We start from the raw sequence: 13,507 nt of genomic DNA on the forward strand, positions 1-13,507 counted from the left end.
AAAGCTGCTGTTACTCCCTGAGAACTGAGCGAACTGTCCGTGAAATTAACATTCTGCGCCAGCCTCGATCTTTCCCGTTGCTCAACGGCGGCGCAGGATTCACGATTGCCGAGATGCCCAAGCGATCGCCTCGATAAAACTGAAGTCAAGAAAACTGCCATCCGTCCTGGCAACCCAAAAGCCGATCGTCCTACCACCGTTGGTCCTGTTGACGCGGGTTTCGAAGTAGCTAACGCCAGAACCGATCTTCGACTCCTCCGCCGGCCAGTTCATATCATAGAGCGTCAGCAGCGCGAGAAGGTCTTCGTAATCTGGTCCCGGACCGATCTGGGTGCCCGGCGGAAACTTGTCACGGATTCTACGGAAGTGCTCTTCTGCATCCCCCTGAGACGCCCACGTTGACCCGTTGGGGAGCTTCACCGGCTTCTTCGGCATGATTTATCCTCTTGGGCCAAACGTAAAGTTCGATCTAGTGTCTTCGGTTCAGGCCTTGGGCGTCGCGCCAGACGGTCCGAAGATCGGCCGCCGAGACGTATGCCCCCACGGTCGTGCCTTCGATGGCCTCTGCCCAGTCCTCCACAAGGCTCTCCTGGAGAAACGCCTTGAACTGGCTCGATCCTTCCGGGGTAAGATTGCCGTTTCTGCGTCTATACACTTCGGAGATGCCGGTCGCGGCGTGGCGGGGAACGCCCATTATCGAAGCCACCACCGCTTCCGGAGAATTCACACCGTACTGTATGAAAGCCGGGAGCATCCGATGTTCTTCGTCCGCCTCGTCCCGAGAACTCATGCCTCGGCCGCAGAGGAACGCGTGGGCGCCCCACGACACGATTTGAGAAACCTGTCCGAAAACATACTTGCCCGCATTCCGGACCCTGTCGGCCTCTTCTCCCGTAAAGAGGTCGGCGATTTCGCGAACGGTCGAGCCATTGATCCATCGATGCACGACTGTGGCTACCGCCTCCGTGTCGATGACGCCGTGGCCCTTCTCGAGGGCAAGCGATAGTTCCGGAAGCTTGGCGAGCGCATCAACCAAATGCTTCAGGCCCTCCTGACCGCGCAGAGTTTCGGCGTCGCCGTTCCGCAGAACCGGATCCCCTGCGATCGATGCATACAGCTCGTCGAAACTGAACGAAGCCAGACCGGTCTGGTCGGCGACCTTCATGTATCCCTGATCCTTGCTCGCCACATCTGCAAGATACTTCCGAGCAAGCCTCGTCAGGGCGGCGCGCGTCTGAGGAGACCTGCCGGCGAGACTGGCCGTGACGAGACGATCGAGATCGCTAGTAGTCTGTCGCACTCCGAGACTTGCTACCGCATGTCCGAGGTATTGAATGAACGGCCTAATGCCTTCGTGGATTTTGTAGGTCCACTTCACGGAGTCCGTCTCGTTGATCTTGCCGATCGCATCTTTCAGGGCGGAATCCACCCGCTCGGACAGATATTGCGTGTACCGCTCCCAGTGGGCCCGGTGGCCGGGGTTGGCGAACACGATGACCCCTTTTTCGGAAAGACCCACGCGACCTGCGCGCCCAGCGATGTTCCAGAATTCCGCAGGCGTCAGAGGCGTGGCCGGCATACCTTTAGTCACCGAGTGGATCACAACGCTCGAAACCGGGAAGTTCATGCCCTGAGCCAGTGTTGTCGTGGCCGCGATGTAGTCGAGCACGCCGAGGCTGGCGAGACGTTCGACGAGGTAGCGCAGTTCGCTGCTGAGAGCTGAGTGATGGAATGCCACGCCTTTCGATAGGCATCTGGCCAAATCGCTGCCTTCACCATATTCGCTTATAGCAAGGGCCAGCGCGACGCGGAACTCGGGCGGCGCCGTATTCGGGTCGATTTCGGCTTTCGCCTCCGCCACTTCGAGCGCGGCTGTTTCGGCATCCGTCCGGGATGCTGTGAACATACCGAGCGACGGCCCCAGAATCCGCAGACGTTTGCTTAGCGTGATCGCAGTGGTGCGGACATTCGGGTGGGCGCGCAATGTCTGACGCTCGTTCTCGTCGAGCGCCAGCTTGGTGTCTGATATCTCCGACCTGCTGCGGTGAGGCTCCCTCCACTCGATCTCCAACGTGCGGCCCTTGCCTCGTCCCGTCAGCTTCGCCAGTCCGACGATCAGGCGGGAAGGGCGCCACCGGACGTCGACGTCGCTTCCGCGCTCCTCGCTCAACCAGCTCGCAACTTCCTGGGCATTCTGGACGAAAGGCGTGAGCAGCAGCAGTCGGACATGCGGATGTTCGCGCCGTATGTTCGCGAGCAGGAGTTCCAGCCGAGCGCCTCGCTCCCCGTCGGTGAGCAGGTGGGCCTCGTCTACGATCACCAAGCGAACCTGATCGAACCACTCCGCGCGGCCGCGCAGGAGCAGGTCGAGCTTTTCCGGCGTCGATACGACAACGCCGGAAACGCTGTCGAGCAGGGCCATTTCGAAGGGGTCCTCCTCGAATGCGCTGCTGGCTGCAGTCACCTCTACGCCGAGTTCGGCGAAATCGGTGCCGAGCGTCCTGCGCACCTGCGTGGCGAGCGCGCGCGTGGGCGTGAGGTAAACGACTTTAGCTCCACTGTAGCTGGAAAGAGCCTGCAGCGCGGATAGCTCGGCCATGAGGGTCTTGCCCGAACTTGTCGGCATCTGAAGGACGACTGCCTCCCGCTGCGCGTCGAGAAGGTTTCCAGCCAGCGCGTCCTGCTGCGACGGTAGCATGCTGTACATGGGCCCGCTGCGGGCGCTGATCGTGCGGATCAGCGTGTCGATCGATTGAGAAATATTGAAACCGTTCGCCCACACCGTGTCCGCGCGCAGCTTCGCGATGATCATCCCGACCGACTTGATCCACGTCATCAGTTCGGGATCCGCCGACAGTTCGGCATACTCGAAAGCTCTGGACATGAGGACGGAAAGTTCGGTCTGGACATTGACCGGCCGCCCTTTGATGCCGCGATATTCACCCGTCAGAACATAGTTGGTGACAACGATCGTGGCCTGCGCTGCGTGATACAGCCCAAGCAAGCTGAGCGCTGATTCCTCGGAACGGTCAGAAGATTGAAGCCAGTCCTCTTCTACCGTTCTTTGCAGCTCGCTAAGCTCCTGAACTCGTGCCAGAGCGCTGTCGATATCCGGTTTTCCGCCCTGACGAGCCACGAGAACGAGCGCACGTGACACCGTGTCCTGCACACGTCTTGGCCATGCGTGAGCCCTCGACTGGTCTTCGAGGACGCCGGTCACTGTTTGCGTGTTGAGGAGGTGACGCAGCTCGACCTGCCGTCTTGACGCAAGTCCTGTTACCGTTGCTAGCAGCACGTCCCGAAGTTCGACCTTGCGGGTTCCTTCCGCGGCAATAATATAGGCCTGCCACTGCTCGAAGACCTGCAGCGTGCCGTCGTAGGGTGGCTGGTTCGACGCCGAGAAAACGTTGGCAGGAAACGCCAGTGTCGCCGCCCAGCGTTCGTAGGCGACCTTCGCACCAAGCTTCAGCTCGATCAGTCGGCCGGCGTCCTGCGAAGCCACTTGGTTGAACGCAGCCTGGAAGGCGGCATCGTCGAGCTGCTTGACGAGCCGGTCGAGATAGGTGTGATCGGTGATGTTCGCGACGTCAGCCATCGCTTCGCGCCTTCATCATGGCAAGGCGGCCGAAGGAGGTTAGCTCGGTTCCGATCGACAGCGACATGCCGAACGCCCTCGCATGCAGATACGTGTCGGTTCCAGCGTCCCGGAGAGACCGCAGGTCCTCGATATCGGCGCTTGTCCTGCCTCGTATGATCACCGGCGACACAATCGTTCTCTCGATACGTTCGGTGGACTCCAACTCGAGCATCATCTTCATCAGAGTGTGTCCTAACGGCGTACCCTCGCACCGTACGACGCAGGCGCAAAGATAGTCGTTCAGCTTTTCCCCGTCCGATGCCGCAGCGGCACACTCCTTGATGAGCTTCGCGGCTTCCCCTGGCGGCCGGCGTTCGTCGTCAGTGCCCTTGACCTGGATCAGCACGAGGGAGACTTCCTCCTGCGCGTTCGCCACCAGGCTCCACCCATCGAAGCCGAGCGCGGGCTGGTTGCGATTTCCTTTCGTGGCATGAAGAGCCGGCGGCGTCGCGAAGCCGAATACGGTGCTCAACGCCTCTCTGGCAATGATCTCCGCAGTTTCCGATCGGAAGTTCTTCAGATGCTCGGGCTTATTACCCTCCTTATCAGGATTCGGCAGCCCTGCACGGAACATTTTCATCAACCGTTCGGTCTGGAAGCTTGCCTCGACGCCGTCCGCAGGAGCCGGAATCGACGGCATGGCCTCGGCCATTTCTCTGAACTTTTCCTCTCCGTAGATACGCCTGATCGCTTTCGCGACGTGTAGAAGGAAAGGATCGTCACCCTTGTCGGGGTCGCAGGTTTCATGGACGACCGCCCATTGGTGGACCTCGTCGACCGTTACTTCATGCTTGGTGTAAATCAACAGATGCTCCCAGTCCCCGCCTGAGAAATTTCACATCTTCACGTTGCAGTCAATCGGCCAGGAACTCGGCAGATCGGCATCGGCAAAACCGGCGGGAAGTCCGGTCCCATGTCATCGCCGACGGCGCGGAGAGGTTTCGGAACTTCCAAAACGTCAGCTTCAGGCAGGCTAGCTGGGATTGGGATGGCTCAATGGGGGCGCAATAGGCGACGTAACGCCGCTGGTAGGACAGTGTCACCTTCCGGCAGGCGCGGTGACCGGTCTCTATGACCAACGTCGAGACATAACCGGAAATCATTTCCGTTACTGGGCCGGTTGCGGACTGTTTGCTACAACCAAGAGACAGTGCCAAAGCCGAGGCGATGGTGTGCGCCAGTGAAGCGGTTGTAGGATACGACTGAGCGATGCCAGCAGACGAAATCCGACGAGGACTGGTCGCCATCGTCGCTATGGATGTGATCGACGGCAAGTTGGACGAGGAATTCGAGGTGTCTCGAGCGATTGAAATCACCGAGCGGGTCAAGTGGAGCAAGGGTCGCGTTGCGCCTCCGGCTGATCTGACGGCGCAGTGGGATCTGGATCCCGCACATTTCTATCTAGCCTCCGATGGCAATGACCCTGATTTGCATCCGGGAGACCAGTTCGCATTGATCGAAGCCGACGTGGCCGATGTCCATGGAAAGCTGACGTACCACTCTAGCCGTGACAAGGATCCATGGCACAGACAGTATAGGCGTGGGAGTGAGGGAACCGCTTTTCGCTGGTTTAAGGGGCTGCCTGTGACTCCTCCGCTGATCAACCGCGTTGGCGATCAGATCGGTATCCAGGGCGGCAATCACAGGTACCACCTCGCGCACTCCTACAAGACCGACAGGATGCCCTTCTTGGTGCTGAACGAAGATCTGGCTGCTGTGCTTGACCTTCTGCCGACCGCCGTCGTCAGGACTGAACCAGCCGCCTGACTGCCGCCAGCTTCGTGCGACATTCCTCACGGACCGCCGCAAGCTTGACCAGGTACTGAGCGAGATCAAGGTGGATGATGAAATGGTAGTGAGCAAAAATTATGTATTCGCGGGTATCAGTAGTCGAGTAGAACGAATCCGATCGACTGCCACGAGAGATTGCCTTGCCTGTTACCTTGAACCTCTACCTCGACGATTCCGGAACTAGACATCCCACCCACAAGGTCGGGAAGAAGGCGGCGCACGGGTACGACTGGTTCGCACTCGGGGGCATCCTGGTTCGAAGTGACGAAGAGGACAACGCCCGAGACCTTCATTCAAAGTTCTGTGAGAAATGGGAAATCACGGCGCCCTTGCACTCGTCGGAAATCAGATCGCAGAACGAGAACTTCGATTTCCTGCGGGGCTGGGAGAAGGACAAGCTGGGAGCATTTTACGAGGAACTTTACATTCTGATGCGAGAGGCGCCCGTGGTCGGTATCGCGTGCACTATCGACCGTCCCGGATACTGTGGACGATACCTCGAGCAGTACAAGCAGAATCCTTGGATGCTCTGCAAAACCGCATTCACTGTCGTCGTCGAACGCGCCGCGAAATACGCTATGGCCCAGGGCATGAAGCTGCGCGTGCATCCTGAGCGCTGCAACAAGGCTGAAGATGCGAACCTGGAGGGCTACTACAAGGCTCTAAAGGCGGAGGGAATGCCGTTCGCTAAGGACAATTCCGATAAGTACGGCCCCTTGACCACCGAGCAGTTGACTCAGACGCTCTACGAGTTCAAGACCAAGCAGAAGACTTCGCCGATGGCGCAACTGGCGGATCTGTACCTATGGCCGATCTGCATGGGCGGCTATCACGCCAGCAATCGTCCTTACCAGCGCCTGACCGACGACGGAAAGCTGATTGACTGCCATATCAAGGAAGACGAGCGGCCGATGCTCGGATCCAAATATAGCTGCTTTGAGAATGTCGAACGGAAGGCCTAAAAACTCAAAAAGCCTCCGACGTTTCCATCGAGGCTTTTGGGCGACCGCAAAGGCGATCTCGTGGGCCAGGCCCGACCGAATAACTATCGTACCCCATGACTTGTTGCAAGGAATTTTTCGTTAAACCGAATTAACCTGACGGCGGTACGAACGCAACCATTCGTCGAAATCATGTACGAACTGGCATCGCTCGTTCCCTCGTAACCTATCACCAAGCCGCTGTTGTTGTCGACATCCCACCGCGCGATGACGTCCACCGTCACCGTCCGCGCGGCTGCCGCCTTCGTCGATGAGAAGCTCGATCCCGACCACCTTGCCCACAGCAGGCTGCGATGTTGATGGTTTGCGGGCATTCGCTCTCGTGTCTAAGTATTCTGACGAGAAGTATCCGATATGATCACAAGCCAACTACGGATGACGCGCCCGCTAACTTATAGCTGCATTCCCAGGCCGATTTCATGTCAGCTTCTAGGTACTTTGGGATACGGCGAGAACGGCCAAAATGGGGGCGCAAAGCAGCCGTTCACTGTTGACAAGGATGTCCGCTTGGGGCTGACACATCGGGCATAAAGCTCTTGAACGGATACGAACGCCGATACCCTCACGTAGTTAGCTAAGCCGTTGGATCGCGCCGAATTCAAAAATGCGACCTGCAAGAAGCTCGTGGTCGACAAGGTGGAAGCCGACCGCCCTGAATCTGATCCGCAGGCATGATGCCTCAGCTTCTTCAACGTCGATATCCCAGAGATGAAGGTTCCCGTGATTCAACACCAAAGCATCGTAGACAGATAAGCAGATCGAGCGGGGGAGAGGAACATTTATCCACAAGGCGCAGCGTTAGGCGCGCCACTACTTGAGGGTTGCCCAAAATACGTGCCTTCTTCCCAAAGATGTCGGCTACTGATTCTCGTAGCCGCCAGATTGGTTGGGGATCAGGCGGGACCATGCTTGTGGATCAGGAATACATTCAGTGGAGCTTGTGGGGCGCGGCCGCCTTCAGCTCTTTCGTATCGCTCCTCGTCGTTTTTGTGGTTATAAGCCGCCTTTCAAGGTTGGCCGGAAAGCTTGATGCCGATCCCGCGGCGGCAAAACTGAGCGCCCTGGAAATGGCCCAGGAGCGCATTGAGCGCAATGTGCGTGACGATCTTCGGGCTGCTCGCGAAGAAGGCACGGCATCCGCCAAGGATTTGCGTGAGGAGGTCACAAAGAGCATTGCGGCACTCGCCGAAACCTTGCGGACGCAGTCCGCCGAGGCGGCGAAACACCAGAAGGAAAACCTGGATCAGGTTTCCCAGACGCTTCGCCAGATGGCGAGCGACAGCGCAGCCCAGTTCTCCAAAAACCAGGAAGCCCTCCTCACCACGTTCCGGGAACTTCGTGACCAGGTCATCCAGAATCTCGATGCGATGAAGGCCGATGCCGGCGAGCGGACAAAGGCACTGACGGAAACGGTGACAGCTAGCCTGGACCGCTTTGCCAAGAACTCGATCGAACAGAACCAGCAGATGTTTGATATCCAGCGCGCCCAACACGAGGATTTTGGCAAGCGCCTGGAGGCGTTGAGCGAGAAGAACACGCAGACGGGCGAAGCACTAAAGCTCAGCGTAGAAAACCAGCTCGGCGTATTGCGCAGAGAGAATGGTGAGAAGCTCGAACAGATGCGCGTCACCGTCGATGAGAAGCTGCAGGGTACGCTCGACAAGCGGCTTGGAGACTCCTTCAAGATCGTCAGCGAACGCCTCGAAGCGGTTCATCAGGGCCTGGGTGAAATGCAGAACTTGGCGACGGGCGTCGGCGATTTGAAACGCGTGCTCACGAACGTCAAATCACGCGGGTCGTGGGGCGAGGTGCAACTTGGAGCTCTGCTGGAACAAATATTGACGCCTGCACAATATGTGGCGAACGCCACCATGTCCGAATTCGGCAACGAACGTGTCGAATACGCAATCCGGCTCCCCGGCTCCGGCGAGACAGAAGAGTGCCTGCTGCCGATCGACGCGAAATTTCCGATTGAGGATTATGAACGGCTGCAGGCGGCCTCAGAGATCGGGGACATTGCCGCTGTCGAGGAAGCCTCAAAGGCTTTGGAGACACGCATCAAGAACTCGGCCAAGGACATCTCAAGTAAGTACATTCGTCCACCGAAGACGACAGATTTCGCGATCCTGTTTCTGCCAACGGAAGGCCTTTACGCCGAGATCATCCGCCGCCCGGGACTGTGCGACGACCTCCAGCGAACCTATCGCGTTACAGTGGCCGGACCGACAACCCTCACCGCCATTCTTAGCAGTCTGCAGATGGGATTCCGCACACTTGCAATCCAGGAACGTTCAAGCGAAGTGTGGCAGGTTCTTTCCGCGGTCAAAGAGGAGTTTGGTAAATTCGGCCCAGTGCTGGAGAAGGTTAAAAAGAAGCTGCAGGAAGCGTCCAACCAGATCGACAATGTCGAGGTGCGAGGCCGCGCCATCAACCGTAAGCTACGCAACGTTGAAATCCTACCTGCAAACGATGCGCAGGTCTTGATCGAGACGCTGGAAGAGGACCTTGGTTTCGACGATGATGATGCCGAGGCTGACGGAAAACTGTCGGCCTGAATTTCAACACTTGTCAACGCGCATCCGATCACATTCTCAGACGTTTCAGTTCCATTTGCTGGGTGAGTTGGGCCCGATGGCCACATTAACTAGCGGCATGATGTCGCGGATGACCGACCATGGCCGGGCAATCGAACTCGCACTTTCGGAACCGGCACCAGGTTGGCGCAGACGAGCGTCGCGCCGTCACAAACTCGACAAGCGCTGGCAGTTTTGCGCCGCCGGCTGTCCCGGGGAGCGGGCGACGCGCTCGTTGATACCTACCGGCGCAGATGTCAGGGAGCACCTCTCCGGCACCTGCGATCATTCATGAACGATTAACCATATGAATTAACGTATGGTATTTCGCAAACGGAAGCTAAATGCCTTCATGTTTCCGTCATCCGGTCGACCTTTCCTGCGCTCAAGTCACTATCGATAGGGACCCAGTATCGATAGTGATGAATTTGGAGTCGCAAATCGCCTAAGCTCGCGCCAAACCACACCGGAGCAGGAATGAGAAAGGACGCTGTCTTAGCACGTTTACTCGGTACGGGCGGTAGGCCTGTGTCGCTGGGCGCGAGCGAGTTCGACGAAGCGGCGCTTGACCTCGGCAAAAACCCCGGCGGCAATGGCCCGAAATAGCCGCCGTCGCTGTCGACCGGCCGAATGTCCGGTCCCGGCCAGGCAAAACGATTGCTTTCGGAAAGCACGATCCAGGAACGCTCGCCATCGAGCCCGAGCCGGCGCTTGGTGGCCGGCTGGATCTCGATTGCCTCGTCGGCGCGGGCCGGCGGCGTATGGGTGATCGGCAGCACGCGCACCACCGGCGTGCCGTCCTCAAGCGTGGTGACCAACGCCAACACCAGGCAGGGACGATCCTTGTCGCCCGCTTCGCGGCCTTCGAGGTGTTGCCAGTGCCAGAGATAGGAATAGCGGAAGACGTGGCCGACCTTGATTTCAGTCGGCAGCATGCTTGTCCGTCAGCAGTTCGGCATTGAGATGATCGAAGCCCGGCTCCATTTCGGATTTTTCGACCGCGGCAAGATCGTCGTCGTTCAGATCCGCCGTCGCCTCGACGCGGCGGTCGCGGCGCGACAGCCGCAGATAGTCCTCATAGGCAAGGAGCACGGTACGCGGGCGACCATTCTTGGTGATGATCACCGGCTCGCGCACAGCGGCATCCTGGTAGGCCCCGAAATTCTTGGAAACCGCCGCGGCGGTCACGGTCGACCTCATTTCAACACTCCTTTTTCCGGAATATACGGATTTTCCGTAACTTCCGCAAGAGCACCGAAGGCTACGCACCATGGTCGATAATCATAGAGCGGCGGGCTCAGACAGCCAAGCGGTCCACCGCCGTGCCGAACAGCTGGACGCACTCGACGCCATCCTGCCGTTCGACCGGCGTGACCAGCTCGCGGCGCTGCTGACCGACGACGACGTCGCCGCGCTCAAACATCTCGCCGGCGAAGGCATGAGCGAAAACACGCTCAGGGCGCTGGCCTCGGATCTCGCCTATCTCGAGGCCTGGTGTCGGCTCGTGACCGGCACTCCCCTCCCCTGGCCGGCGCCGGAAGCGCTGCTACTAAAATTCGTTGCCCACCACCTTTGGGATCCCGTCAAACGCGCTGAGGATCCGGCCCACGGCATGCCCATCGAGGTGGAAAGCGCCCTGCGCGCCGGCAATCTGCTCAAAGCCACTGGCCCGCACGCGCCGGCGACGGTGCGGCGGCGGCTGACCTCCTGGTCGATCCTCACGCGCTGGCGGGGCCTGACCGGCGCTTTCGGCGCGCCGTCGCTGAAGAGTGCGCTCAGGCTGGCGGTGAAGGCGAGCAGCCGGCCGCGGCAGCGCAAGAGCAACAAGGCGGTCACCAGTGATGTCCTGGCGAAGCTGCTCGAGACTTGTGCCGGCGAGCGCCTGGTCGACTGGCGCGATTGCGCGCTGCTGTTAACCGCCTTCGCCTCCGGCGGTCGTCGCCGTTCAGAAGTCGCAGGTCTTCGCGTTGAAGATCTCGTCGAGGAAGAACCGGTCCGCGCCGACGCCGCATCCCCTCCCCTCTCCTGTCTTTCGATCCACCTTGGGCGCACCAAGACGACGAAGGCCGGCGATAACGAACACGTGCTTCTGATCGGCCGGCCTGTGACCGCGCTGAAGCGTTGGCTGACCGAATCCGGGATCAAGGATGGGCCAATCTTCCGCCGCATCGACCAATGGGGCAATGTCGACCGCCGCGCACTGACCCCGCAATCCGTCAATCTGATCCTGAAGGGCCGCTGCAAACAGGCCGGCCTCGATCCGGCGCTGTTTTCGGCGCATGGGTTAAGGTCAGGCTATCTGACCGAGGCCGCCGACCGCGGCATCCCGCTGCCCGAAGCGATGCAACAGTCGTTGCACAAGTCGGTGACGCAGGCAGCGCGCTACTACAACAATGCGGAGCGAAAATCGGGCCGGGCGGCACGTCTGATCGTCTGACCGCCTAACGGTTCTCAGTCCGTTTACCTGTCTTGTCGCCAGGTTTGGAAACGGTGCGCCTCTTCGGCGATTTCGCACTGTCTGGCTGCTTACTCGCCGCAGAGTTCGGCGCCTTGTTTGCTTTTGTAGCCAACGCAGGTTCATCGGGTTCGCCGAAAACCGCCGCATTCTCCAGCACGTCGGCGCCATTTACCCGTGTAGATTCGATTTCGTTCGCTGCCTGAAACCAGTACCTGAGACCGTCCCCGTCTGGTCGCCCTGCTTTCTCCCACAGCTCATAGGCTCGCCTCCTGGTCAGTTCTTCGTCGTCTGTCTTCATGGCAGAGGCTCCTTGTCGACTGAGGGGAAGTAATGCTTGGCAGCGGCCTGGTTTCGTCTTCATGAGGAACTTAGGTCAAAGAGGGCATGCTTCGCAACCGGCGCTATGCTTTGCCGTGTTGCCTCAGTCGAATACTGATGGACCCTCCCGCGGCCTGCTGCACCTCGAGCTGTTTTGTCTTACGGACAAGATCACTAAGTTTGCGGAAGCCAAAGGTACGCGGATCAAAGTCTGGCGCGAGGTTGAGCAATTGCTTACCCACCGTGCCGAGGTTTACCCAACCATCCTCGGTTTCCTCCTGCGAGAGCACCTTCTTGATCAGCGGCATGGCCGCGCTCACCGGCTGCAGTGGGCTTTCGGCCGAGGCGGCGCTTTGATCATCCTTTATCGCTCCAGCCAATAGGTTTTCGGTGTACACGAACCTGCGACAGGCCTGCCGAAAGCTCTCCGGCGTCTTTTGTTCGCCAAAGCCGAAGACATCGATGCCCTGCTCGCGAATACGTGCTGCCAGTCGTGTGAAATCACTGTCGGACGAAACGAGGCAGAAGCCGTCAAAGCGCCCGCTATGCAGGAGGTCCATGGCGTCGATCACCAACGTTATGTCGGAAGCGTTCTTTCCTGTGGTGTAGGCGAACTGCTGTTGCGGGATGATCGCGTGTTTGGCCAGCACGTCCGCCCAGGCTTTCGATCGTGTACCTGAGAAATCTCCATAAATGCGCCGCACGCTCGCCTCGCCGAGTTGAGCAATCTCTTCGAACAATCCGTCGACAATCTTGGCGGAGGTATTGTCGGCATCGATCAGGACCGCAAGGCGTGGTGATCTTGGCTCAGACGGCATGATATGTCTCTCTCCTCGAACTCGGCAAAGCTTAGCAGCCGTTCTGCAATCGCACTATCCGGCTTTCCTTCGGCATTTGCTCGCATCAGCGCCATCAACATCGACCCAAGCGAGAACTCCCCTCGACCCGCCTTGGCGGTCAAATCACGCACATAGCCGCCAGGCGAGTTGATGTGCCCTGCCCTTTCAAGAATGCAGGCCATGGCAACGGCGGCGTTCTCAGGCCCCATGACCTCGCAGGCATCCTGATAAGCCGACGGGCTAACCCCAAGCATTGATCGCACGACAACTGCAGCCGACATCAGGTCCCGCCAGTCACCAATTGCTCCTCCAGGGGCGTAATCAGCAACAGCGGGGCAGGCCTGCAGCACCATGCCTAACGGGAATGCCTTGATTGGCACACTCGTCGGTCGCATGTCCTTGCTCGGCTTCGCCCCCTGCTCTTTTCGAGAGCTAGGTTCAAGTTCATTGCTGTAATCGGTATTTGAATTCTGTATGTGATTTCATTTTGAACAGCATTGCTGGCCGTGTCTTTTGGATTGTTTCTGAATTTTCAGACCGCTCTTGATCTCATCCCGTAATATTGCATTTCGTCGAGGATTGGCTCTATATCCGCGACCCTCGCATGCTCGGGCTGCGGCCGGCAGCCCGCCTCCTCATATAGGCGGAGAGCAGTTTCCGGACGTGACGCCGGCAGATCGACAAAGAGAAGTCGGGCCGCTCATACCAAAACGTATGTGCTGTCCGACCGTTTCAAGGTTCTCATCTTTCAGGAGCCTGTAGTCGACTGCGACAGAACTCTCGCTAAAACCCTGGCAGCTGACAGGATTTTCTCAGCAAGCTGGACTAGCGCTTCGAGGAACTATGTCGCCGCGCAAATTCACGTCGCCGTAGATCTCTGCTGCCGGTGT

The 13,507-nt window shown here is 58.8% G+C and carries 11 protein-coding genes and 1 pseudogene; 4 read left to right on the plus strand and 8 right to left on the minus strand.

What is annotated here, in order from left to right:
• Positions 1-99: 99 nt before the first annotated feature.
• Genes M1D34_RS31035 through M1D34_RS31045 form a run of 3 tightly spaced genes read right to left on the minus strand, consistent with a single transcriptional unit; the run spans position 100 to position 4,442 of the window.
• Positions 100-435, minus strand: a complete 336-nt coding sequence (locus tag M1D34_RS31035; protein WP_498785173.1) for a DUF3223 domain-containing protein — start codon at positions 433-435, stop codon at positions 100-102.
• Positions 436-469: 34 nt separating this feature from the next.
• A complete protein-coding gene (locus M1D34_RS31040) occupies positions 470-3,595 on the minus strand; it encodes a DEAD/DEAH box helicase (protein ID WP_498785175.1) in 3,126 nt (1,041 codons plus the stop codon).
• Positions 3,588-4,442 carry a hypothetical protein gene (locus M1D34_RS31045; RefSeq protein WP_498785177.1) on the minus strand — a complete coding sequence of 285 codons (855 nt, stop codon included), beginning with the start codon at positions 4,440-4,442 and terminating at the stop codon, positions 3,588-3,590. The genes M1D34_RS31040 and M1D34_RS31045 overlap by 8 nt, the downstream gene beginning before the upstream one ends.
• 404 nt (positions 4,443-4,846) lie before the next feature.
• On the opposite strand from M1D34_RS31045, the gene M1D34_RS31050 reads away from it, so the two are divergent.
• The 3 genes from M1D34_RS31050 (at position 4,847) to M1D34_RS31060 (ending at position 8,984) form a co-directional block, all read left to right on the plus strand.
• Entirely contained in the window at positions 4,847-5,404 is a 558-nt protein-coding gene (locus tag M1D34_RS31050; protein ID WP_498785178.1) for a hypothetical protein, read from the plus strand.
• A 164-nt stretch (positions 5,405-5,568) separates the two neighbouring features.
• Positions 5,569-6,390, plus strand: a complete 822-nt coding sequence (locus tag M1D34_RS31055) for a DUF3800 domain-containing protein (RefSeq protein ID WP_498785180.1) — start codon at positions 5,569-5,571, stop codon at positions 6,388-6,390.
• Between the two features lie 944 nt (positions 6,391-7,334).
• The gene (locus tag M1D34_RS31060) at positions 7,335-8,984 is read left to right on the plus strand and encodes a DNA recombination protein RmuC (protein ID WP_498785182.1); all 1,650 of its coding nucleotides are present in this window, start codon (positions 7,335-7,337) and stop codon (positions 8,982-8,984) included.
• A 522-nt stretch (positions 8,985-9,506) separates the two neighbouring features.
• Here M1D34_RS31060 and M1D34_RS31065 read toward each other — a convergent pair.
• Together M1D34_RS31065 and M1D34_RS31070 are read right to left on the minus strand one after the other, a co-directional pair.
• A pseudogene (locus M1D34_RS31065) lies at positions 9,507-9,937 on the minus strand (plasmid maintenance toxin (PemK-like)).
• Positions 9,924-10,202: a type II toxin-antitoxin system Phd/YefM family antitoxin gene (locus M1D34_RS31070; RefSeq protein ID WP_498785184.1), complete on the minus strand. Its 279-nt coding sequence runs from the start codon at positions 10,200-10,202 to the stop codon at positions 9,924-9,926. Before M1D34_RS31070 ends, M1D34_RS31065 begins: the two are co-directional and overlap by 14 nt.
• Before the next feature lie 70 nt (positions 10,203-10,272).
• Here M1D34_RS31070 and M1D34_RS31075 point away from each other — a divergent pair, with 70 nt between their 5' ends.
• Entirely contained in the window at positions 10,273-11,439 is a 1,167-nt protein-coding gene (locus tag M1D34_RS31075; RefSeq protein ID WP_498785186.1) for a site-specific integrase, read from the plus strand.
• A gap of 4 nt (positions 11,440-11,443) precedes the next feature.
• Here M1D34_RS31075 and M1D34_RS31080 read toward each other — a convergent pair whose 3' ends face one another.
• The 3 genes from M1D34_RS31080 to repC form a co-directional block, all read right to left on the minus strand.
• A complete protein-coding gene (locus M1D34_RS31080; RefSeq protein WP_498785188.1) occupies positions 11,444-11,758 on the minus strand; it encodes a DUF2934 domain-containing protein in 315 nt (104 codons plus the stop codon).
• Between the two features lie 103 nt (positions 11,759-11,861).
• Entirely contained in the window at positions 11,862-12,596 is a 735-nt protein-coding gene (locus M1D34_RS31085; protein ID WP_498785190.1) for an NYN domain-containing protein, read from the minus strand.
• Positions 12,557-13,093, minus strand: a complete 537-nt coding sequence (gene repC, locus M1D34_RS31090; RefSeq protein ID WP_498786217.1) for a plasmid replication protein RepC — start codon at positions 13,091-13,093, stop codon at positions 12,557-12,559. Before repC ends, M1D34_RS31085 begins: the two co-directional genes overlap by 40 nt.
• Positions 13,094-13,507: the final 414 nt, after the last annotated feature.

It is taken from the genome of Ensifer sp. D2-11 (assembly GCF_054161295.1).